The sequence below is a fragment of the Oscillospiraceae bacterium genome, assembly GCA_022483045.1.
Classification (GTDB): Bacteria; Bacillota; Clostridia; order Oscillospirales; family Acutalibacteraceae; genus Caproicibacterium.
Genome location: JAKVOA010000001.1, coordinates 87,216 through 106,422, shown reverse-complemented (window position 1 = coordinate 106,422; position 19,207 = coordinate 87,216). Strand labels below are relative to the sequence as shown.

Below are 19,207 nucleotides of genomic sequence, written 5' to 3'. Positions count from 1 at the left end.
ACTATACTTTACGCCTCGATTGCTGCAATCGTCAGCCGGGAAGTGTCAGCCACATCTTCCTGACCTTCTACAACGACCAACTTACCCTGTTTTTCATAATAATTCTTCAGGGGCTCGGTCTTTGTGTGATATTCCTTCAGCCGTGCAAGCACGGTATCGGGGTGGTCATCCGCGCGCTGAACAAGGGTGCCGCCGCAGACATCGCATTTGCCCTCTACCTTTGGCTTTTTGTAAAGCATGTGGTAGCTGGCTCCGCAGTCTTGGCAGACACGGCGTCCGGACATACGGGCGACAATGCGGTCATCTGCTACATGTATTTCGATGACCTTGTCAATCTTTACGCCCATGTTATCCAGAGCCTCGGCCTGGGGAATGGTGCGCGGGAAGCCGTCCAGCACAAAACCGTTTTTGCAGTCATCCTGCTTTAGGCGGTCTTTTACAATGCCGATTACGACTTCATCCGGAACCAAGTCGCCTTTGTCCATATAAGACTTGGCGGCAAGCCCCATTTCGGTTCCGCTTTTCAGTGCTTCTCGAATCATATTTCCGGTAGAAACTGCCGGAATATGCAGTTTGTTGCAGATTGTCTCTGCCTGAGTACCTTTTCCGGCGCCGGGCGCGCCCAATAAAATCAGATTCATGCTAAACTCCTTCTCAATCAAGGAAGCCCTTATAATGACGCATCATCATTTGGCTTTCCAGCTGTTTCACAGTCTCCAAAGCAACACCGACAAGGATGATAATAGAAGTACCGCCCATAGAGAGGTTGTGCATCCCGGTCGCGTTAGCGAAAACAATCGGCAGTAAAGCGATTACTGCAAGGAATACAGAGCCAATAAATGTGATTTTGGAAAGAACTTTGCTGATGAAATCGGAAGTAGGCTTGCCGGGACGAATCCCCGGAATGGTACCGTTGCTCTGGCGCAGATTGTTTGCCATCTCCATCGGGTTGTACTGAATCGCCGTGTAGAAATAAGCAAATGCAATGATTAAAATCACATACAGAATGCAGTAAACCCAGCCTGTGCTGGAGAATGCTGAAAAGAATCCGTTCCAGAAGCTGCCCAAGTCCTTATTGTCGCCGATAAAGAAACGAATGGTCGGGACAATCGAAAGAATCGAGCTTGCGAAAATGATAGGCATAACGCCGCCGATGCCGACCTTAATCGGAATATGGCTGGCCTGGCCGCCGTACTGCTTGCGTCCGACGACCCGCTTTGCATACTGCACCGGAATGCGGCGCTCAGCGTCATTCATAAACACGATGACCCACATCAGAGCCAAGAAAACGATGACCCACAGCGGGACAAGGAAGAAGTACTTGCCGTTTTCGGTGCCATTCGTCCACGCCAAATTCAGGTATGTGCCCAAATTGCCGATAATCGACGGCATGCGCGATACGATACCTGCAAACAGCAGAATAGAGATGCCGTTGCCGACACCCTTCTGGTTGATCTGCTCGCCCATCCACATCATTAAAGCCGTACCGGCTGTAAAGACGAGGACAATAATGAAAGCGGTAAATACACCAGCGCCGCCCGAGGTATACTTGACAATTGCTGTTCCGCCGTAAGCGGCGTTACGCAGATAGAAGTAGTAGGCAAGGCCCTGGAATAAGCCAAGTGCAATCGCCACAATACGGGTGATTTGGCCCATTTTTTTACGTCCTGCTTCGCCGCCGTCCTTCACCATGCGCTCCAGTGCCGGAATAGCAACCGTTAACAGCTGCATGATGATGGTGCTGTTGATGTAGGGCGTTACGCTCATTGCAAACAGCGTTGCGTTGGAAAACGCGCCGCCGGAGAACATATCCAAATAGCCCAGCGCCGTACTGTTGACGGCGGAGCTGTTCATAATGCTGCGCAGAGCAGTCGAATTCAGAAACGGCACTGGAATAACTGCACCGAAACGGAAAACGATGATAATAAACAGTGTGAAAAGAATTTTCTTACGAAGTTCCGGAATGCCCCAAGCGTTCTTTATTGTTTTGAACAACTCAGATCACCTCGGCCTTCCCACCTGCAGATTCAATCTTTTCTTTTGCCGCAGCAGAGAAAGCACTTGCCTTCACAGTAAGCTTCTTTGTCATCTGGCCGTTGCTGAGTACTTTGACTCCGTCAAGGGCAGACTTAATGACACCAGCTTTCAGCAGAGCAGCTGCATCTACAGTAGCCCCGTCGTCAAATTTTTTGTCAAGAGTACCGACATTTACTGTGACAATGGATTTTGCGAAAACATTGTGAAAACCGCGCTTTGGAATACGGCGCTGCAGAGGCATCTGGCCGCCCTCAAAGCCGGGGCGAATGCTGCCGCCGGAGCGGGCTTTCTGGCCTTTCTGGCCTTTACCGGCGGTTTTACCCTGACCGGTGCCATGGCCGCGGCCAATGCGCTTTGCAACGCGTGTGGAGCCCGGTACTGCAGTTAAATCATTCAGTTTCATTACTCGCACCTCCTTGCTTGTTAAGCGTTTGTTACCTCGATGAGGTGGGTGATTTTATGCACCTTACCCTTTGTCTGCACGTTGTCAGGCTGTACGGTGGAATCACCGATTTTACGCAGGCCAAGGGACTGCGCAGTGGCGATCTGGTCTTTTTGTGCGCCAATCAGGCTTTTGACCAGTTTAATGTTTACCTGTGCCATGATGTTGCGCCCTCCTTACAGAATATCGCTGACAGAGCGGCCGCGCAGCGCAGCAACCTGTTCAGCTGTACGCAGCTTGGAAAGACCGTCAATCGTTGCACGCACCACATTGCACGGATTGTTAGAACGCAGTGCCTTCGTACGAATGTCGTGAATACCTGCAGCCTCGATAACTGCACGCACCGGGCCGCCGGCGATAACGCCGGTACCGGGGGCAGCGGGCTTCATAAGCACACGGCCGGCACCAAAGACACCGATAATCTCGTGCGGAATTGTGCTGCCGCGGGTTGCGACTTTCATCAGGTTCTTCTTAGCGTCCTCAATACCTTTGCGAATAGCGTCCGGAACTTCGCCGGATTTGCCAATGCCAAAGCCAACTGTACCCTTGCCGTCACCGACAACTACAAGCGCAGCAAACTTAAAGATACGGCCGCCTTTTACGGTTTTGGAAACACGGTTGATAGCAACTACGTGCTCCTTAAATTCATCGTCTTCTTTGCGTCTGTCGAATCTAGCCAATCGTTTCTCCTCCTTTATCAGAACTTGAGGCCGCCCTCACGGGCGCCGTCAGCCAGTTCTTTCACACGTCCGTGGAATAAATAGCCGCCGCGGTCAAACTTGACCTCGCTAATTCCTTTTTCCGCGGCACGTTTCGCGATCAGCTTACCAACCTGACGTGCAGCGTCTTTGTTGCCGCCGTTACCATCGAACTCTTTGTCCAGAGTAGAGGCCGCGCAAAGCGTGGTCCCATTGATATCGTCAATGACCTGGGCGTAGATGTTTTTGGTAGAGCGAAACACATTCAGGCGGGGGCACTCTTGGGTGCCGGAAATCTTGCCGCGCACACGGCGGTGGCGGCGCAGTCTGGCAGCGTTTTTGTCAGCCATGTTCACCATATGATTTTCACTCCTTCAGTTACTTCTTAGCGCCCTTGCCGGCTTTGCCTTCCTTGTGACGGACAAACTCACCGACATAGCGGATACCTTTGCCCTTGTACGGCTCAGGCGGGCGTTTTTCGCGGACTTCCGCGGCAAACTGACCAACCTGCTGCTTGTCAGGGCCGGAAATCGTGATCTGGTTTGCCGAAGGAACGTCAATGGAAATGCCATCGACTTCCGGCACGATGACCTGATGGGAATACCCCAGGTTCATAACCAGATTCTTACCCTTTTTCGTTGCACGGTAACCTACACCGCGAACTTCCAGGTCTTTCTTAAAGCCCTGTGTTACGCCGTCAACCATATTCTGGATGAGGCTGCGGGTCAGGCCGTGCAGCGATTTATTCTCTTTTGTATCATTTGGGCGTGAGACGAGAATCTCGTTGCCCTCCATCTCGATTTTCATATTCGGATGGAACGTTTTTGTCAGAGAGCCTTTGGGGCCCTTTACTGTGACTTCGCTGCCGTTGATTTTCACGTCAACGCCTGCGGGAATATTTACAGGTTTTCTTCCAATTCGAGACATATCTGCACCCCCTTCTTTACCAAATGAATGCGAGCACTTCGCCGCCGATATTGGCCTTGCGGGCCGCACGGTCGGTCATAACGCCCTGGCTGGTGGAAATAATTGCAACGCCCAGGCCTTTCATGACGCGGGGCAGCTCCTCTGCGCTGGAATAGATGCGCAGGCCGGGCTTGCTGACGCGCTTGAGGCCGGTAATAACCGGCGCGCGGTTTTCGGTGTATTTCAGTTCTACTTTAATGACGCCCTGTTTGCCGTCAGCGGCAACGCTGAAGTTCTTAATGTAGCCCTCATCTTTTAAAATCTGGCAGATGGATTTCTTCATATTGGAAGCGGGAATCTCCACTGTCTGATGTTTAGCTGAGCTTGCGTTGCGAATACGGGTGAGCAGGTCTGCGATTGTATCTGTAATCTGCATGCCGTTACCTCCTTGCTGTTTACCAGCTTGCCTTTTTTACGCCCGGAATCTCGCCCTTATAGGCCAGGTTACGGAAGCAAATACGGCAGATGCCAAACTTACGAAGGTAGCCATGCGGCCGGCCACAGATCTTGCAGCGGTTGTATTCACGGGAAGAATACTTAGCAGGACGGCGCTGCTTTACTTTCATTGATGTTTTTGCCACAGGAAACCCTCCTTATCTTGCGAACGGGGCGCCCATCTGCGAAAGCAGTTCGCGGGCTTCCTCGTCGTTTTTCGCGGTTGTAACAAAGCAAATGTCCATGCCGCGGACCTTATCGACTTTATCAAACTCAATTTCCGGGAAAATCAGCTGCTCTTTTACGCCGAGGTTGTAATTGCCGCGGCCGTCAAAAGAGTTGGGGTTAATACCACGGAAGTCGCGCACGCGGGGCAGGGCCACATTAAAGAAGCGGTCCATAAACTCATACATGCGGTCGCCGCGCAGGGTAACCTTTACGCCGATCTTCATGCCTTCGCGCAGTTTGAAGTTTGCAACGCTCTTTTTAGCAGTGCGCACTTGCGGACGCTGGCCGGTAATTGCCATGAGGTCATTCATGATTGAATCGATGACCTTCGGGTTTTCCTTGGCCTCGCCTGCGCCGACATTGATAACGATCTTGTCAAGCTTTGGGATCTGCATCACGCTCTTGTAAGAGAATTTCTTCATGAGGGCGGGCGCGACCTCACTCTTGTAGTAATCTTTCAGTCTAGCCATAGTGTCCTCCTCCCTTACAGCTCTTTGCCGCATTTTTTGCAAATGCGGGTCTTGGTGCCATCCGCCGCGATTTTATGACCGATACGGGTAGGCTTTTTGCAGCTGGGGCACACCAACTGGACTTTAGAAGCATAGACAGCTCCCTCGCCCTTTACAATGCCGCCTTCGTCGCCCATTTTGCGGGGTTTGACGTGCTTGGTGACCATGTTCAGCTTTTCAACGATAACCTTGCCCTCTTTAGGGCTGACAGCCATGACTTTTCCCTGTTTGCCGACATCGCGGCCAGAGAGCATCACAACAGTGTCACCGGTTTTTACATGCACTTTATTTGCCATATCCTGTGACACCTCCTTACAGCACTTCCGGGGCCAAGCTCAGAATCTTCAGATAGTCGTGGTCACGCAGCTCACGTGCCACTGGCCCAAAGATACGGGTGCCCTGCGGGTTTTTATCATCTTTAATCAGTACGGCTGCATTGTCGTCAAAACGAATATAGCTGCCGTCGTCACGGCGAACACCGGTGGCAGAACGAACAATAACTGCCTTTACGACGTCGCCCTTTTTCACTGTGCCGCCCGGGGTAGCTTTCTTTACGGAAGCGACCACGACGTCACCGATATTTGCATACCTTCTGCCGGTACCGCCGAGCACGCGGATGCACATAAGCTGCTTCGCGCCGGTGTTATCGGCAACATTGAGGTAAGTCTGCTGTTGAATCACAGTGCGTTCCTCCTTTGTTCAAGGCAAAACCAGATTATTTTGCCTTCTCGATAATCTCCACAAGACGCCAGTGCTTATCTTTGCTCAGCGGGCGGGTTTCCATTACACGCACGCGGTCACCGATGTTGCACTCGTTGTTTTCATCATGTGCTTTCAGTTTAACAGTACGCTTAATAATCTTCTTGTACAGCGGATGCTTTACGCTGTCTTTGATGGCAACAACAACAGTTTTGTCCATTTTATTGCTGACAACGGTGCCAACCTCTGTTTTCCGGTTGTTTCTTGCTTCGCTCACGATGTTTCCTCCTTCCGGTTACGCGTTGGCGCTGTCTTCTTTAAGCTCATTGGCGCGCATAACGGTTTTAATGCGGGCAATGTCTTTTTTGACAGCGGAAATACGCATCGGGTTGTCGAGCTGATTGATCGCAAGCTGGAAACGGAGGTTGAAGAGCTCCTCTTTCAAGTCTTTGAGCTTGCTCTCGAGCTCTGCAGTTGTCATTTCACGAACTTCAGAAGCTTTCATATTACTGGGCAACCTCCTCTTCCTTCTTTGAAACGAACTTCGTCTTGATGGGCAGCTTGCTGGCCGCCAGACGAAGGGCCTCTTTGGCTGTCTCGACCGGAACCTCGCCGATTTCAAACATGACGCGGCCGGGCTTTACTACGGCTACCCAGTACTCTGGGGCGCCTTTACCTTTGCCCATACGGGTTTCAAGCGGTTTCTTGGTATAAGGCTTGTCAGGGAAAATCTTGATCCAAACCTTGCCGAAACGTTTGCAGTAACGAGTCATGGCGACACGGGCCGCCTCAATCTGATTTGCGGTGATCCATGCGGGCTCTAGTGCCTGCAGGCCGTAATCACCGTAAGTCACCTTGTTGCCGCGATAGGCCTTGCCGGTCATGCGGCCGCGGTGAACTCTGCGATATTTAACGCGCTTGGGCATTAACATTATTTGCGGCCTCCTTCCCGACGGGGCGCACGGCGCTGTGCCGGCTTGTCGTTGTTGGCGGCAGCCGTACGGCGGGTGTCATGCAAAACTTCGCCCCGATAAATCCAAACTTTCACACCGATGCGGCCATAGGTAGTGGCAGCCTCGGCAAAACCATAATCGATGTCTGCGCGCAGGGTTTGCAGGGGGATGGTACCATCGTGGTACTGCTCTCTGCGGGCAATTTCCGCGCCGCCCAAGCGGCCGGAAACCTGTGTTTTAATGCCCTTGACGCCCATCTTCATAGCGCGGCCGATGCACTGCTTCATAGCGCGGCGGAAAGACGTACGTTTTTCCAGCTGCTGTGCAATGTTTTCGGCGACCAGCTGAGCGTTGACATCGGGGTTCTTGACCTCGATGATGTTGATAGACACGGGCTTGCCCAGAATCTTTTCGCACTGCAGACGCAGTTTTTCGATTTCTGAACCGCCCTTGCCGATAACCATGCCCGGCTTTGCGCAGTGAATGTGAACGCGCACTTTAGAGGCGTCTCTTTCAATTTCGATCTTCGGTACACCTGCCGCATACAACTGCTTTTTCAGCACCTTGCGCAGGTTATAATCCTCCACTAAGGTATCGCCAAACTCTTTGTCGTTGACATACCAGCGGGAATCCCAATCATCAATAACGCCGACACGTAAACCGTGCGGATTAACTTTCTGGCCCATTGTGTAACCTCCTCTGCCTTATTCTTTTTCCTTGAGCACAAGTGTCACGTGAGAAGTCCTTTTCAGGACCCGGTACGCGCGGCCCTGTGCACGCGGACGAATGCGCTTGAGGGTAGGACCCGGGCACGCATAGCATTGAGACACATACAGCTGGGAAACGTCCATGCTCTTCTGCTCTGCATTTGCCACAGCCGACTTAAGCAGCTTTGACAGATACTCGCAGGCGGCCTTCGGGGTATTCTGTAGGATAGCCATAGCTTCATCCGCAGGTTTATTGCGGATAAGGTCCAGCACGATGGACATTTTGCGCGGGGAAATACGGGCGTATTTCAAATTAGCCCTTGCTTCCATGTGATACACTCCTTTCAGCCGTTAGTTGGTGGTGTTGTCGGGGCAGAACCTGCTCCTGTTGTCGGGATAGTCGTCTTGCTGCCGTTGTGACCTTTAAAAGTACGGGTAGGCGCAAACTCGCCGAGGCGATGGCCGACCATATCTTCTGTGATATACACCGGAACATGCTTGCGGCCGTCATGCACAGCGATGGTGTGGCCGACAAACTCCGGGAAAATAATGGATGCGCGGCTCCAGGTCTTTACGATCTTCTTTTCGCCGGCAGCATTCATTGCTTGAATCCTTTTCAGCAAGCCAGGCTCTACAAAAGGACCCTTTTTAATGCTTCTGCTCATGTTTAAAAGCTCCTTTCTCTAGGCCTTATTTGCCGTTTCTGCGCTTCACAATCATCTTGTTGGAAGCTTTATGACGTGCACGGGTCTTGTAACCCAGTGCAGGCTTGCCCCAAGGGGTCATAGGACCGGGATGACCGATTGGTGCTTTGCCTTCGCCGCCGCCGTGCGGATGGTCGTTCGGGTTCATAACAGAACCACGGACGGTTGGGCGCCAGCCCATGTGGCGCTTGCGGCCGGCTTTGCCGATCTTTACATTTTCGTGGTCGATGTTGCTGACCTGGCCGATTGTGGCCATGCAGGTATCGGGCACGTTGCGCAGCTCACCGGAAGGCAGGCGCAGCAGCGCCATGCCGTTTTCCTTAGCCATCAGCTGTGCCATAATGCCTGCGGCACGTGCCAGCTGAGCGCCCTTGCCGGGATAAAGCTCTACATTATGAATGTAGGTACCGGTAGGAATACTGGAAAGCGGAAGTGCATTGCCGGGTTTAATATCGGCAGCTGCACCGGAAACGACTTTGTCGCCCGCCTTCAGGCCGTTTGGCGCAATGATATAAGCTTTGTCGCCGTCTTCGTACTGCAGCAATGCAATGAAAGCGGAGCGGTTCGGGTCATACTCAATGCTCTGTACAGTTGCAGGCACGTCAGCTTTTTGACGCTTGAAGTCGATGACACGGTACTTTGTACGGTTGCCGCCGCCGCGGTGGCGGACGGTGATGCGGCCATAGCTGTTGCGGCCGGCGTTCTTTTTATTGGTATCCAGGAGGCTCTTTTCGGGGCCGTTCTTGGAAAGCTCAGCGTAATCCGTCATCGACATATTGCGGCGGGACGGGGTGCTGGGTGTAAAGTTCTTAATAGCCATTCTCTGGTTTCACACTCCTTAAAATTGGCTTTGCGGGGCGTCCTTTAAAGAAAAGGGCGGCGGCACTGCTGCCGGGCGGGCGAAAGAGAGCAGCCCGCTCCCCATACGTTGCCGAAAGACCAAGCTGCTGTGTCTTTTACAGCATGCCCTCAAAGAACTCGATGGCTTTGCTGTCTGGTGTCAAAGCAACAACGGCTTTCTTCCAGGCGGGGGTGTAACCCTGGCTGCGGCCCTGGCGGCGCAGATGGCCGCGGACGTGCAGGGTATTCACTTTGCGCACCTTGACGCCGAAGATTTCCTCTACAGCGTTTTTAATATCAATCTTTGTTGCATTTGGTGCGACCTGAAACGTATAAGTCTTATTTGCGATGCCGTTCATTGCCTTTTCGGAAATGACAGGCCGCAAAATAATCTCATGTGCAGTCATTATGCGTATACCTCCTCGATCTGGGCTACGGCATCTTTTACGACGATGAATTTATCGGCGTTGAGAATGTCGTAAACATTGAGGGTGTTGGTCAGGGCGGTCTTCACGCCGGGAATATTGCGTGCGGAAGCGATGACAGTCTTATTGTTTTCCGGCAAAACCAGCAGTACGTGCTTGTCGGCGCCAAGCGCTTTGAGCATTTCTACAACAGTCTTTGTACGGAAAGTATCCAACGAGATGCTGTCGAGCACGATCATCTCGTTGTCCTTTACCTTGCTGGAAAAAGCGGACTTCATAGCTAAGCGGCGCACCTTTTTGTTTAAGGCGTAGCTGTAGTCGCGCGGCTTTGGCGCAAAAACGATGCCGCCGTGGGTCCACTGGGGAGCCCGCGTGGAGCCCTGGCGTGCATGGCCTGTACCTTTCTGGCGCCACGGCTTTTTGCCGCCGCCGGAAACCTCGCTGCGGGTCAGAGCGCTCTGGGTACCCTGACGGCGGTTTGCGAGCTGGTTCTTTACAACGTCGTGCATGGCGTTGACATTGGGTTCAATCCCGAAAATGGACTCGGAAAGGTCAATGGTGCCAACCTCTTTACCGGTCATATCTTTTACTGCGATCTTAGGCATTGCGGTTCCTCCTTCCCTTACGCTTTCTTCGCTTTAACACTGTCGCGGATGCAGACGATGCCGCCGTTGGGGCCGGGCACTGCGCCTCTGATGGCGATCAGGTTATTTTCCGCGTCGACCTTGGCAACTGTCAGGTTCAGCACGGTTGTGGTAACGGCGCCCAAATGGCCAGAGCGCTTCTTGCCCGGGAATACACGGGACGGGTCGGAGCAGCAGCCTGTGGAACCACCCATGCGGCCGACAGGGCCGGTACCATGGGATTCCTTTAAGCGGCTGAAGTTCCAGCGCTTAATAACGCCGGCCCAGCCTTTGCCCTTGCTGGTGCCCTGTACATCCACGCGGTCGCCTTCTGCAAAGACGTCTGCCTTGACAATGTCGCCCACATTCATGGAAGCGGCATCGTTCAGGCGGAATTCGCGCAGGGTCTTCTTCGGGGCAACGTCGCCCTTGTCGAAGTGGCCCTTCAGGGGTTTGTTCATACGGCTGGGTTTCAGCTCGCCAAAGCCAAGCTGTACGCTGTCGTAGCCGTCGTTTTCGGCGGTCTTTTTCTGGGTAACTGCGCAGGGGCCGGCCTCAATGACAGTGACCGGAATAACATTTCCCTTTGCATCGAAAATCTGCGTCATGCCGATTTTCTTACCGATGATTCCTTTTTGCATGTTTGTTCCTCCTATGCAGGTTATTGGTTGGCCTTATGCCAACATGACCTCGGCCGCACACAGCCCTGTGGCGGGCTGCTCGGTTGGTTGAGGGTCGATTACTTGTAAAGCAGTGCCTTACAGTTTAATTTCAATCTCAACACCGGCGGGGAGCTCAAGGCCCATCAGGGCCTCAACTGTGGTATTGGACGGTCTGAGGATATCGATCAGGCGCTTGTGCGTGCGCATTTCAAACTGCTCACGGCTGTCCTTGTACTTATGAACAGCGCGCAGGATTGTGATAATCTGCTTTTCGGTCGGCAGCGGTACAGGGCCGCTTACGCGGGCGCCTGTGCGCTTAGCTGTCTGCACGATTTTCTCAGCAGACTGATCGACCAGCTGATGGTCATACCCTTTAATACGGATCCTCATTTTTTCTTTGACTGCCACTTGGATCGCCTCCTTATTGTAGTTGGCGGATAGAGCCTGTCTGGCAGGTGACGTTGTTTTTAAACACTGTTCCGGGTGTTTCTTCCCGGCCCATTGAAAAACCGGATCTCCCAAAAGACGGGGGACCCGGGTGCTTTCAAAAACGTCTGAGCGCAATGCTCCCCAAAGGGGCCTGCTGCCCAAGATTCTCTCTCGCCCGGTTTAAAATCGGACATACTCCACGGAAAAACCGGCCACATCAGGGCCGCAACCTCCCGCTTCAACGCATATCTGTTGCAGTCGTACTTGATTATAATACCATAAGGCTTTTGAGAATGCAAGCATTATTTTTCGTTTTCTAATTCTTTTTTTACGTTTCTTCCCCAGCCGTGCAGGCTTTGGTACATCCACACCAAGGCGCCTGTTACCGGAGTATCCCACGTCTTTGAAAAGCCGGTGACAAAGGCGTCTTTCACATTCTTTTTCGGCCACGGTTTCAGCGGCTCGTCCTTCCACGGCGTGCGTGCGCGGTACTTCAGGTAATCCGGCTTGAAAGGAGAGGCATACGCCTGAAACCACGGCTTTGCCGGCAGGGAACCGCCAATATAATGAATCAGCCGAATGTCGCCCAGCGCGTCATTAAGTTCCTGGTAGGTAAACGTCTTTTTCTGTGCGGTAGAGCGCGCTGAAACACAGGCCATGGAAGTCTGCGGCACGCCGGCCGGATAATTCCAGCGCAGGCCCAGCCGATGCACTAAATGCGCGGGCAGGGCAAGATTCAGCATAGACTGGTCGCAGTACTGCAGCTTTTGGCCGCAGCCACGCAGCACATTTCGGCAGCGCTGCTGCAATTCATGGCGGCGGCAGGCTGCTAGATCAAACAGCAGGACGCCCGCATTAAAATAGAAAGGCGTCTGGTAAAAGACACGGTCTACATAGAATGCCAGAAACGGTGTGCAGTCCAGCCCGGCGGCAAGGCAGGCGCCCTGCATGGGGGTTGCCCACAGCTCCTGCAGAGAGCCGTTGCAGACAATATCGCCATCCAGCCAAAGGATACGGTCCAGCGCAGGAAACGCATCGCACAGGCAGGCGTAAATGTACTGCACGCTGCTGCCGCGCCAGGTGTGCAGGTGAAATTCGCGCAGCATCGGTGCTACAAAAGGTTTGGGGTCCATACAGACAATTTTGACATTGTCGAAGTCATCGCCGACGCTGCACATTTTCTTTTGCAGCGCTTCCGGTACATCTTCACAGAGCAGGTAAACACAAAACTCCTCGCTGCGGTTGTTTTCAAACACCGAGCGCATAGAGACCGCCGTCTGCTCACAATAGCCGGCATTGGTGCCGTACAGCAAATTGATCATTTCTTCTGTGCAGCCTCCTTTTCGCGTTTGCGCAAAGCATCTTTTGCGCTGGAAGCGCAGACCCAGCCGCAGGTGCGCGCAGTAAGGTGGGCAACGGTGTGCGGGCGCATGCCGGTGCAGGCAAAGGCAGCATAGGGTTTGTCGTCCTTTGACAAAATTCCCGCATACCCTGCGCCGGTCAGCATAACATTAGAGGACCTGCCAAATAAATCATAAAGCGCAGCAGCCGCACCAACGGCTGCACAGATCTTCAGTAAGGAGGATTTTTTCATCTGTTTTCCCTTCCTTTGCAAAACGGGCCTGCGGAATTTCATTGTACTTTAGTATTGACGGCCCCAGTAAAGCATATGTTTTGCAGGTTTGCCGCAGCAGACGCAGGTGTCGGCAAGATGCTCTTCTTCGAAAGGAATGCAGCGAGACTTCACGCCGCCGGTTTCGTTTTTCAGCTTTTCCTCGCAAGCCGGGTCGCCGCACCACATCGCCTTGATAAAGCCGGGGTGGTTTGCCGCAATGTCGAGGAACTCCTCGTGGGTGCGGGCAATGCTGGTCTTGCTCTGCAGATTCTTTTCAGCATTGCTGTACAGAATGTCGTGCACCTGTGCAAGCTCTGTCTTTACCGCGTCCGTCAAGCCGTCAAGCGGCACAAAGGATTTATTGCGGTCGGGGCGGCGCACCAGGACACACTGCTGCTTTGCAATGTCTTTGGGGCCGATTTCCAGCCGGACCGGCACGCCAAGCATTTCATACTGTGCAAATTTCCAGCCGGGGGACTGCTCGCTGTCGTCCAGCTTTACGCGCAAGCCGGCCGCTTTCAGCTGCTCATACAGTTCATTTGCTTTTTCCAGCACACCGGGTTTGTGCTGTGCCACAGGCACAATGACAACCTGTATCGGTGCGACCGCCGGCGGCAGGACCAAGCCGCTGTCATCGCCGTGGGTCATGATAATACCGCCGATCATACGGGTGGAAACGCCCCAGCTGGTCTGGAACGGGGTCTTGAGCTGATTGTTTTTATCTGTATAGGTAATCCCGTAATTTTTTGCAAAGCCGTCGCCAAAGTAATGGCTGGTGCCGCCCTGCAGGGCAACGCCGTTGTGCATCATGGCCTCAATGGTGTAGGTTGCCACAGCGCCCGCGAATTTCTCGCTTTCGGTCTTGCGCCCGCGGATAACCGGAATGGCCAGCACTTTTTCAAAGAATTCGGTGTAGACGTCCAGCATACGCAGAGTCTCGGCCTGCGCTTCTTCCGCTGTGGCGTGCATGGTGTGGCCCTCCTGCCAAAGAAATTCGCTTGTGCGCAGGAACGGCCGGGTCGTCTTTTCCCAGCGGACCACGTTGCACCACTGGTTATAAAGCTTTGGCAGGTCGCGCCAAGAGTGAATAATCTTTTTGTAGTGTTCGCAGAAAAGCGTTTCACTGGTGGGGCGGATGCACAGGCGCTCTTCCAGTTTCTCGTTGCCGCCCTGTGTCACCCACGCGACCTCGGGGGCAAAGCCCGCGACATGGTCTTTTTCCTTATTCAGCAGGCTTTCTGGAATAAGCAGCGGCATACAGACATTTACATGCCCCAGTTCCTTAAAGCGCTTGTCCAAAATAGCCTTCATATTTTCCCAGATTGCATAACCGTAAGGTTCGATAATCATGCAGCCCTTTACGCTGCTGTAATCCATCAGCTCCGCTTTTTTGACCACATCGGTGTACCAGCGGGCAAAGTCTTCCTCCATCGGTGTAATTTCTTCTACCAGTTTTTTCTGCTGTGCCATAGTTTTCTCCTTTTATCTGCTTCCGCACCGAAAGGTCAGGCGGATTTCTCTTTTTTATTCTTCTGTTTCTTTTTCCGGCCGGTCAGCTTATCCAGCACGACCACTACCAGCAAAAGCACCGCCATCACCAGCAGCACGCCCACCATACCCTTTAAGAGCAGCCAGAGCACCGCCGCAACGTCCGCGCTTTTGACAAAGCCCATCAGGCTCTGAAAATCCAGCGGCAGAGCCGCTAAAACAGTAAACATATTACAACACCCCCAGCATGGTATGCGCAAGGTTCAAAATAATGCCGCCCGCCACGACCGAGCCTATCTGGCCCGCTACATTGGCGCCGACCGCGTGCATTAGGATATGATTTTGGTTGTCCTCTTTCAGCGCCATTTTCTGGATAACGCGCGCGCTCATCGGAAACGCGGAAATACCCGCCGCGCCGACCATGGGATTCATCTTTTTCTCTTTGGGCAAGAAGACATTCAAAAGCTTTGCAAACAGGACACCGCCGACTGTATCAAAGAAAAAGCCGAAAAGGCCAAGCCCCATGATAATCAGCGTACCCCAGCTTAAAAACTCCTCTGCACGCATTTGAAAAGCAACCGTAATACCTAAAAAGATAGTAATCAGATTTGCCAGCGGCCCGGCTGCAGTTTCTTTCAGGCTGTCGAGCTTGCCGCACTCCCTCAGCAGATTGCCAAACATCAAGAAGCCCACCAGTGCCACGCTTTCCGGCGCAATTAGGCCGGCAATTACTGTCACAATAATCGGGAACAGAATTCGTGTAGTCTTTGATACAGCAGAGGGCCGGTACGGCATGCGGATCATGCGCTCTTTTTTCGTTGTCACCAGCTTAATCGCCGCCGGCTGAATGATAGGCACCAGCGCCATATAGCTGTAGGCTGCCACCGCAATGGCGCCCTTGTAGTGAGAATTCAGCTGCTGACTAACCAGAATGGAGGTTGGGCCGTCTGCTGCGGCAATAATGCCGGAGCTCAGCGCGTCGTTGAGCGGAAAGCCCAGCAGCACTGCCAGCACCGCTGTCAGGAAAATACCCACCTGCGCGGCGCCGCCAAACAGGAACATGCGCGGATTGCTCAGCAGCGGGCCAAAGTCGATCATTGCGCCAATACCCACAAACAAAAGCAGCGGCATGGCCTCACTTGCCTCTATGCCCACATGAAACAGCCACTGAATAATGCCGTTGCTGCCCAAAACACCGCTGAAAGGCAGGTTTACCAAAATGGCGCCGAAACCCATGGGCAGCAGCAGAGAGGGCTCAAAGTCCTTCTTGACCGCAAGCCAGATCAGCAGCCCGCCAATCGCCCACATGACCAGCATCTTCCAATTCAGGTTTGCCATGCCGTTTATTAGAAATCCAAAATCGCCCAATTTATCTGCTCCTTCTCTTTTTCCCGGCCCGCCGAAGGGCCGCTTCTGCCAAAAGTAGAATAAACCTATTATAGATAAATCCTGCCGGAATTGCAACCAAAACGCCGCCGCACCGCAGGACAAAAAAAGGCCGCCTGCCCCTAGACGCAAGGCAGCGGCACATAATCTGGCATTTTACATGTTTTCTTCAATATAATTGACCACGTCACCGACTGTTTTCAGGTTTTCGATTTCTTCATCCGGAATCTCGACCTCAAACTCGTCTTCAAGCGACATGAGCAAATCCACAACATCCAGCGAATCGGCTCCCAAATCATCGGCGATGCTTGTTTCTGCGGTGATTTCGTCTTCCTCTACATCAAACTGCTCAGCAAGGATATGCTTGACCTTTTCCAGTACCATTGGTTTCCCTCCTCTTGCTTTCCGTTATGGACAAAACCGGCCGGGCAACGGTATAATAATTGCACCGGGCAGCAGTCCCTGGATTTATTCTATCCATCATACTATTAGCAAAGCGCCTCTTTGTCAATATCTTTCGCAAATTTTTCTGCTTAACCATGGCAATTTTTAGTCTGGGAGGAAACCTGTATGCAGCAAAAAAAATTCGCCGTCATCGGCCACCCTATCGGCCACACCATGTCGCCGTTTATTCACAGCCGCCTGCTGGAGCTTGCCGGCGCTGCCGGCAGCTACACCAAACTGGATATTCCGCCAGCAGAGCTTTCGGCACGCTTTGCCGACACGCTCTGCAAACTAGACGGCTTTAATGTCACCATTCCACACAAACAGGCTGTTCTTCCCCTGCTGACCAAAGTGGGCGGTGACGCGGCCGCTTTCGGCAGCGTGAATACCGTAAAAGTCTGCGGCAGGGAAACCACCGGCTACACAACGGACGGCATCGGCTTTACCCGTGCACTCGCCGCAGCGGGGATTCCGCTCGCGGGGCAGGTGCTGCTTTTGGGCTGCGGCGGCGTTGCCCGCGTTATGGCAAACGAAATTCTGCGTGCACCAAAAGTCACGGGCCTTACGGTCTTGATGCGCCGCCATGCAGAGGAAACACCCGCTGCAGCGGACACCGCCGCACAGCTTCAGCAGAAACAAGCGCGCCGTGCCGCGCGTGAAGCGGCTTTTTTAAAGGGCTTCCCGCAGGCCGCCCTTTCGGCATTTTCTGTACGCTGCCCGCAGGGCATACAAATTACAGATGAAAATTCGCTGCGGCAGGGAAAGCAGCGGTATGCCCTTCTAGTAAACGCCACCAGTGCCGGCATGTATCCCAATCTTGCCGTAAGCCCGGTCGAAAAGGAAACTGCCGCACGGGCAGGCGCCGTATTTGATGCGGTGTACAATCCGGGTGTCCCGATGCTGATAAAGTATGCAGAAGAACTGGGTATTCCTGCGGTGAGCGGCATGGGCATGCTGGTATGGCAGGCAGCAGCAGCAGAGGAAATCTGGCTCGGGTGCCATTTCCAAAGCAAAGACGTTTCGCCGATTATCACCGAGGCACAGCAGGCCATGCGGCAGCAGTTTGGCAATGTCGTGCTGTGCGGGTTTATGGGCAGCGGCAAAAGCACAGCCGGGCATCTGCTTGCCAAGCGCATGGGCCGCACCTTTGTCGATACTGACCGCTACATTGAAGAACAGGAGGGCATGCCGGTGCCGGCGCTTTTTGCCCGCTATGGCGAAAATTGGTTTCGCGCCCGCGAAACCGAGGCCTGCCGCACCCTTTCGCGGAAAGCCGGCCTGGTCATCGCCACCGGCGGCGGTATGCTGGCAAATCCGCTGAATGCTGAGATTCTGCGCGAGACCTGCCTGATTGTGCTGCTGCGGCCGCCCTATGCAGTGCTGCAGCACCGTCTGTCGGGTGACCATTCCCGCCCCATGCTGGAAAAGCCCAACCGTGCCGAGGTGATGCGGGCACTTTACGACCAGCGCATGCCCCTTTACCAGGCGGCGGCCGACTTTACCGTGCACGCGGAAGACAGCCGTACAGTGTCAGAGCAGATTTTTGCGCTGCTCTCCAATCCATAAATCTTTCGCTTTAAATTGCTAAAATATATTGACAAACCCGCATTCTGTGTATTATAGTTAGAAAAAGCCCGGTTTCGGGCAATTCTGCACAAAGGAGCTTCCCCTATGCTGATTTCCTGCACACATCGATTTAGCAGCTTTTATCCCGGTCATTTTTTTGCCCGGGCCGCTTTGCTGTGTGCAAATTTCTGGCAGAAGCTTTCCCTATAAAGGTGCAGACTGTTTTTTAGATTTGGTTTGTATAAGCTTCAGACGGAGTTGGCAGCAGCTCCGTCTTTTTTTTATGATTCCGTAGGCTGCTGCAAATGACTTTCAGGAGGAATAACAAATGATTATCGTTTTAAAACCGGGCTGTACAGAAAACCAGCGCACCGAATTCATCAACGAACTGGAAGACACCTACGGTGTCTCTGTAAACACCTGGGTCGGCGCACAGAGCACAGTACTGGGCCTTATCGGCGACACCGCCGCCATTGATATTGACAACATCGGCGCAAACGAAATTGTCGATTCCGTCAAGCGCGTACAGGAGCCTTACAAAAAGGCAAATCGAAAGTTTCACCCGAGTAATACCGTAGTCACCCTGCCAAACGGCCTTTCCGTGGGCGGTGGGCAACTGGCACTGATGGCCGGCCCCTGCAGTGTAGAGTCAAAAGAGCAGATTACCGAAATTGCCCGCCGTGTCAAAAAGGCCGGCGCACAGTTTCTGCGCGGCGGCGCCTACAAGCCACGCACAAGCCCCTATGCCTTTCAGGGCCTCAAGGAGCAGGGGCTGGAACTTTTGAACTACGCGAAAAAAGAAACCGGCATGCCCATTGTCACCGAACTGATGAGCGTACGGCAGATTGACCTTTTCTTAAAAGAAGGCGTGGACATCATTCAGGTAGGCGCACGCAATATGCAGAACTTTGACCTGCTGCGCGAGCTGGGCCATATCAAAACGCCGATTCTGCTCAAGCGCGGCCTTTCCGCTACCATTGAAGAACTGCTGATGGCTGCCGAATACATTATGGCCGGCGGCAATGACAACGTCATTCTGTGTGAGCGGGGCATTCGCACCTATGAAACCTACACCCGCAACACGCTGGATATTTCGGCGGTGCCGATTCTCAAAAAGCTGTCGCATCTGCCGGTAGTTGTCGACCCAAGCCATGCGGGCGGCATTTCCTGGCTGGTAGAGCCGCTGGCAATGGCTGCAGTCGCCGCCGGCGCGGACGGCCTGATTATCGAAGTGCACAACAACCCGAAAAAGGCCCTTTCCGATGGTGCTCAGTCCTTAACGCCCGACCAATTTGACCATGTTGCCGCACGGCTTAAGCAGGTAGCGCCGCTGTTTGGCAAGACCCTGTAA

General features: G+C 53.3%; 31 protein-coding genes. 2 read left to right on the top strand and 29 right to left on the bottom strand.

Translation table 11 applies throughout. From position 1 onward, the window contains the following. Window positions 1-8: 8 nt before the first annotated feature. The 29 genes from LKE53_00565 to acpP all read right to left on the bottom strand — a co-directional run bounded on the left by LKE53_00565 (window position 9) and on the right by acpP (window position 16,230). The gene (locus LKE53_00565; GenBank protein ID MCH3971258.1) at window positions 9-641 is read right to left on the bottom strand and encodes an adenylate kinase; all 633 of its coding nucleotides are present in this window, start codon (window positions 639-641) and stop codon (window positions 9-11) included. A gap of 13 nt (window positions 642-654) precedes the next feature. After that, window positions 655-1,995 (bottom strand): preprotein translocase subunit SecY, encoded by a 1,341-nt coding sequence (secY, locus tag LKE53_00560; GenBank protein MCH3971257.1) that lies wholly within the window; start codon window positions 1,993-1,995, stop codon window positions 655-657. Window position 1,996: 1 nt separating this feature from the next. Further along, window positions 1,997-2,440: a 50S ribosomal protein L15 gene (gene rplO / locus LKE53_00555; protein MCH3971256.1), complete on the bottom strand. Its 444-nt coding sequence runs from the start codon at window positions 2,438-2,440 to the stop codon at window positions 1,997-1,999. Between the two features lie 20 nt (window positions 2,441-2,460). Continuing rightward, window positions 2,461-2,640, bottom strand: a complete 180-nt coding sequence (gene rpmD, locus LKE53_00550; protein MCH3971255.1) for a 50S ribosomal protein L30 — start codon at window positions 2,638-2,640, stop codon at window positions 2,461-2,463. Between the two features lie 15 nt (window positions 2,641-2,655). Beyond that, a complete protein-coding gene (gene rpsE / locus LKE53_00545) occupies window positions 2,656-3,159 on the bottom strand; it encodes a 30S ribosomal protein S5 (protein ID MCH3971254.1) in 504 nt (167 codons plus the stop codon). Window positions 3,160-3,176: 17 nt separating this feature from the next. Then, window positions 3,177-3,536: a 50S ribosomal protein L18 gene (gene rplR, locus LKE53_00540; protein MCH3971253.1), complete on the bottom strand. Its 360-nt coding sequence runs from the start codon at window positions 3,534-3,536 to the stop codon at window positions 3,177-3,179. Between the two features lie 19 nt (window positions 3,537-3,555). After that, a complete protein-coding gene (gene rplF, locus LKE53_00535; protein ID MCH3971252.1) occupies window positions 3,556-4,104 on the bottom strand; it encodes a 50S ribosomal protein L6 in 549 nt (182 codons plus the stop codon). A 16-nt stretch (window positions 4,105-4,120) separates the two neighbouring features. Continuing rightward, window positions 4,121-4,519, bottom strand: coding sequence for a 30S ribosomal protein S8 (rpsH, locus tag LKE53_00530; GenBank protein MCH3971251.1), 399 nt, complete (start codon window positions 4,517-4,519; stop codon window positions 4,121-4,123). 19 nt (window positions 4,520-4,538) lie between these two features. Further along, window positions 4,539-4,724 (bottom strand): type Z 30S ribosomal protein S14, encoded by a 186-nt coding sequence (locus tag LKE53_00525; protein MCH3971250.1) that lies wholly within the window; start codon window positions 4,722-4,724, stop codon window positions 4,539-4,541. 12 nt (window positions 4,725-4,736) lie between these two features. After that, window positions 4,737-5,276, bottom strand: coding sequence for a 50S ribosomal protein L5 (rplE, locus tag LKE53_00520; protein ID MCH3971249.1), 540 nt, complete (start codon window positions 5,274-5,276; stop codon window positions 4,737-4,739). A 14-nt stretch (window positions 5,277-5,290) separates the two neighbouring features. After that, a complete protein-coding gene (gene rplX, locus LKE53_00515; GenBank protein ID MCH3971248.1) occupies window positions 5,291-5,611 on the bottom strand; it encodes a 50S ribosomal protein L24 in 321 nt (106 codons plus the stop codon). A gap of 16 nt (window positions 5,612-5,627) precedes the next feature. Next, window positions 5,628-5,996 (bottom strand): 50S ribosomal protein L14, encoded by a 369-nt coding sequence (gene rplN, locus LKE53_00510; protein MCH3971247.1) that lies wholly within the window; start codon window positions 5,994-5,996, stop codon window positions 5,628-5,630. 34 nt (window positions 5,997-6,030) lie between these two features. Further along, window positions 6,031-6,291 carry a 30S ribosomal protein S17 gene (gene rpsQ, locus LKE53_00505; GenBank protein MCH3971246.1) on the bottom strand — a complete coding sequence of 87 codons (261 nt, stop codon included), beginning with the start codon at window positions 6,289-6,291 and terminating at the stop codon, window positions 6,031-6,033. A gap of 18 nt (window positions 6,292-6,309) precedes the next feature. After that, window positions 6,310-6,519, bottom strand: coding sequence for a 50S ribosomal protein L29 (rpmC, locus tag LKE53_00500; protein MCH3971245.1), 210 nt, complete (start codon window positions 6,517-6,519; stop codon window positions 6,310-6,312). Window position 6,520: 1 nt separating this feature from the next. Beyond that, window positions 6,521-6,946, bottom strand: a complete 426-nt coding sequence (rplP, locus tag LKE53_00495) for a 50S ribosomal protein L16 (protein ID MCH3971244.1) — start codon at window positions 6,944-6,946, stop codon at window positions 6,521-6,523. Further along, the gene (gene rpsC, locus LKE53_00490) at window positions 6,946-7,653 is read right to left on the bottom strand and encodes a 30S ribosomal protein S3 (protein MCH3971243.1); all 708 of its coding nucleotides are present in this window, start codon (window positions 7,651-7,653) and stop codon (window positions 6,946-6,948) included. Before rpsC ends, rplP begins: the two co-directional genes overlap by 1 nt. An 18-nt stretch (window positions 7,654-7,671) precedes the next feature. Further along, entirely contained in the window at window positions 7,672-8,004 is a 333-nt protein-coding gene (gene rplV, locus LKE53_00485) for a 50S ribosomal protein L22 (protein ID MCH3971242.1), read from the bottom strand. Between the two features lie 14 nt (window positions 8,005-8,018). Then, window positions 8,019-8,339 carry a 30S ribosomal protein S19 gene (gene rpsS / locus LKE53_00480; GenBank protein ID MCH3971241.1) on the bottom strand — a complete coding sequence of 107 codons (321 nt, stop codon included), beginning with the start codon at window positions 8,337-8,339 and terminating at the stop codon, window positions 8,019-8,021. Between the two features lie 25 nt (window positions 8,340-8,364). Continuing rightward, window positions 8,365-9,198 carry a 50S ribosomal protein L2 gene (gene rplB, locus LKE53_00475; GenBank protein ID MCH3971240.1) on the bottom strand — a complete coding sequence of 278 codons (834 nt, stop codon included), beginning with the start codon at window positions 9,196-9,198 and terminating at the stop codon, window positions 8,365-8,367. Between the two features lie 136 nt (window positions 9,199-9,334). Continuing rightward, window positions 9,335-9,625, bottom strand: a complete 291-nt coding sequence (gene rplW / locus LKE53_00470) for a 50S ribosomal protein L23 (GenBank protein ID MCH3971239.1) — start codon at window positions 9,623-9,625, stop codon at window positions 9,335-9,337. Beyond that, the gene (gene rplD / locus LKE53_00465; GenBank protein ID MCH3971238.1) at window positions 9,625-10,248 is read right to left on the bottom strand and encodes a 50S ribosomal protein L4; all 624 of its coding nucleotides are present in this window, start codon (window positions 10,246-10,248) and stop codon (window positions 9,625-9,627) included. Before rplD ends, rplW begins: the two co-directional genes overlap by 1 nt. 17 nt (window positions 10,249-10,265) lie before the next feature. Further along, a complete protein-coding gene (rplC, locus tag LKE53_00460) occupies window positions 10,266-10,907 on the bottom strand; it encodes a 50S ribosomal protein L3 (GenBank protein ID MCH3971237.1) in 642 nt (213 codons plus the stop codon). A 117-nt stretch (window positions 10,908-11,024) separates the two neighbouring features. Then, on the bottom strand, window positions 11,025-11,336 hold the full coding sequence (rpsJ, locus tag LKE53_00455) for a 30S ribosomal protein S10 (GenBank protein ID MCH3971236.1): 312 nt from the start codon (window positions 11,334-11,336) through the stop codon (window positions 11,025-11,027). A 323-nt stretch (window positions 11,337-11,659) separates the two neighbouring features. Further along, window positions 11,660-12,679 carry a glycosyltransferase family 8 protein gene (locus LKE53_00450; protein ID MCH3971235.1) on the bottom strand — a complete coding sequence of 340 codons (1,020 nt, stop codon included), beginning with the start codon at window positions 12,677-12,679 and terminating at the stop codon, window positions 11,660-11,662. Continuing rightward, window positions 12,676-12,951: a hypothetical protein gene (locus LKE53_00445; protein MCH3971234.1), complete on the bottom strand. Its 276-nt coding sequence runs from the start codon at window positions 12,949-12,951 to the stop codon at window positions 12,676-12,678. The genes LKE53_00450 and LKE53_00445 overlap by 4 nt, the downstream gene beginning before the upstream one ends. A gap of 48 nt (window positions 12,952-12,999) precedes the next feature. Further along, window positions 13,000-14,442, bottom strand: a complete 1,443-nt coding sequence (gene proS, locus LKE53_00440) for a proline--tRNA ligase (GenBank protein MCH3971233.1) — start codon at window positions 14,440-14,442, stop codon at window positions 13,000-13,002. Between the two features lie 35 nt (window positions 14,443-14,477). Then, window positions 14,478-14,690, bottom strand: a complete 213-nt coding sequence (locus LKE53_00435; protein MCH3971232.1) for a hypothetical protein — start codon at window positions 14,688-14,690, stop codon at window positions 14,478-14,480. A 1-nt stretch (window position 14,691) separates the two neighbouring features. After that, the gene (locus LKE53_00430) at window positions 14,692-15,777 is read right to left on the bottom strand and encodes a sodium ion-translocating decarboxylase subunit beta (GenBank protein MCH3971231.1); all 1,086 of its coding nucleotides are present in this window, start codon (window positions 15,775-15,777) and stop codon (window positions 14,692-14,694) included. A 225-nt stretch (window positions 15,778-16,002) separates the two neighbouring features. Further along, window positions 16,003-16,230 (bottom strand): acyl carrier protein, encoded by a 228-nt coding sequence (gene acpP / locus LKE53_00425; GenBank protein MCH3971230.1) that lies wholly within the window; start codon window positions 16,228-16,230, stop codon window positions 16,003-16,005. A gap of 186 nt (window positions 16,231-16,416) precedes the next feature. On the opposite strand from acpP, the gene LKE53_00420 reads away from it, so the two are divergent. Further along, a complete protein-coding gene (locus tag LKE53_00420) occupies window positions 16,417-17,856 on the top strand; it encodes a hypothetical protein (GenBank protein MCH3971229.1) in 1,440 nt (479 codons plus the stop codon). Between the two features lie 328 nt (window positions 17,857-18,184). Next, a complete protein-coding gene (aroF, locus tag LKE53_00415) occupies window positions 18,185-19,207 on the top strand; it encodes a 3-deoxy-7-phosphoheptulonate synthase (protein ID MCH3971228.1) in 1,023 nt (340 codons plus the stop codon).

What these genes read in the sequence shown, in the direction of transcription:
- LKE53_00565 (MCH3971258.1), bottom strand. Translation starts at nt 641, where the DNA reads ATGAATCTGATTTTATTGGGCGCGCCCGGCGCCGGAAAAGGTACTCAG.
- rplO (MCH3971256.1), bottom strand. Translation starts at nt 2,440, where the DNA reads ATGAAACTGAATGATTTAACTGCAGTACCGGGCTCCACACGCGTTGCA.
- rpmD (MCH3971255.1), bottom strand. Translation starts at nt 2,640, where the DNA reads ATGGCACAGGTAAACATTAAACTGGTCAAAAGCCTGATTGGCGCACAA.
- rplR (MCH3971253.1), bottom strand. Translation starts at nt 3,536, where the DNA reads ATGGTGAACATGGCTGACAAAAACGCTGCCAGACTGCGCCGCCACCGC.
- rplF (MCH3971252.1), bottom strand. Translation starts at nt 4,104, where the DNA reads ATGTCTCGAATTGGAAGAAAACCTGTAAATATTCCCGCAGGCGTTGAC.
- rpsH (MCH3971251.1), bottom strand. Translation starts at nt 4,519, where the DNA reads ATGCAGATTACAGATACAATCGCAGACCTGCTCACCCGTATTCGCAAC.
- rplE (MCH3971249.1), bottom strand. Translation starts at nt 5,276, where the DNA reads ATGGCTAGACTGAAAGATTACTACAAGAGTGAGGTCGCGCCCGCCCTC.
- rplX (MCH3971248.1), bottom strand. Translation starts at nt 5,611, where the DNA reads ATGGCAAATAAAGTGCATGTAAAAACCGGTGACACTGTTGTGATGCTC.
- rpmC (MCH3971245.1), bottom strand. Translation starts at nt 6,519, where the DNA reads ATGAAAGCTTCTGAAGTTCGTGAAATGACAACTGCAGAGCTCGAGAGC.
- rplP (MCH3971244.1), bottom strand. Translation starts at nt 6,946, where the DNA reads ATGTTAATGCCCAAGCGCGTTAAATATCGCAGAGTTCACCGCGGCCGC.
- rpsC (MCH3971243.1), bottom strand. Translation starts at nt 7,653, where the DNA reads ATGGGCCAGAAAGTTAATCCGCACGGTTTACGTGTCGGCGTTATTGAT.
- rplV (MCH3971242.1), bottom strand. Translation starts at nt 8,004, where the DNA reads ATGGAAGCAAGGGCTAATTTGAAATACGCCCGTATTTCCCCGCGCAAA.
- rpsS (MCH3971241.1), bottom strand. Translation starts at nt 8,339, where the DNA reads ATGAGCAGAAGCATTAAAAAGGGTCCTTTTGTAGAGCCTGGCTTGCTG.
- rplB (MCH3971240.1), bottom strand. Translation starts at nt 9,198, where the DNA reads ATGGCTATTAAGAACTTTACACCCAGCACCCCGTCCCGCCGCAATATG.
- rplW (MCH3971239.1), bottom strand. Translation starts at nt 9,625, where the DNA reads ATGACTGCACATGAGATTATTTTGCGGCCTGTCATTTCCGAAAAGGCA.
- rplD (MCH3971238.1), bottom strand. Translation starts at nt 10,248, where the DNA reads ATGCCTAAGATCGCAGTAAAAGATATGACCGGTAAAGAGGTTGGCACC.
- rplC (MCH3971237.1), bottom strand. Translation starts at nt 10,907, where the DNA reads ATGCAAAAAGGAATCATCGGTAAGAAAATCGGCATGACGCAGATTTTC.
- LKE53_00450 (MCH3971235.1), bottom strand. Translation starts at nt 12,679, where the DNA reads ATGATCAATTTGCTGTACGGCACCAATGCCGGCTATTGTGAGCAGACG.
- LKE53_00445 (MCH3971234.1), bottom strand. Translation starts at nt 12,951, where the DNA reads ATGAAAAAATCCTCCTTACTGAAGATCTGTGCAGCCGTTGGTGCGGCT.
- proS (MCH3971233.1), bottom strand. Translation starts at nt 14,442, where the DNA reads ATGGCACAGCAGAAAAAACTGGTAGAAGAAATTACACCGATGGAGGAA.
- LKE53_00435 (MCH3971232.1), bottom strand. Translation starts at nt 14,690, where the DNA reads ATGTTTACTGTTTTAGCGGCTCTGCCGCTGGATTTTCAGAGCCTGATG.
- LKE53_00430 (MCH3971231.1), bottom strand. Translation starts at nt 15,777, where the DNA reads ATGCTGGTCATGTGGGCGATTGGCGGGCTGCTGATCTGGCTTGCGGTC.
- acpP (MCH3971230.1), bottom strand. Translation starts at nt 16,230, where the DNA reads ATGGTACTGGAAAAGGTCAAGCATATCCTTGCTGAGCAGTTTGATGTA.
- LKE53_00420 (MCH3971229.1), top strand. Translation starts at nt 16,417, where the DNA reads ATGCAGCAAAAAAAATTCGCCGTCATCGGCCACCCTATCGGCCACACC.
- aroF (MCH3971228.1), top strand. Translation starts at nt 18,185, where the DNA reads ATGATTATCGTTTTAAAACCGGGCTGTACAGAAAACCAGCGCACCGAA.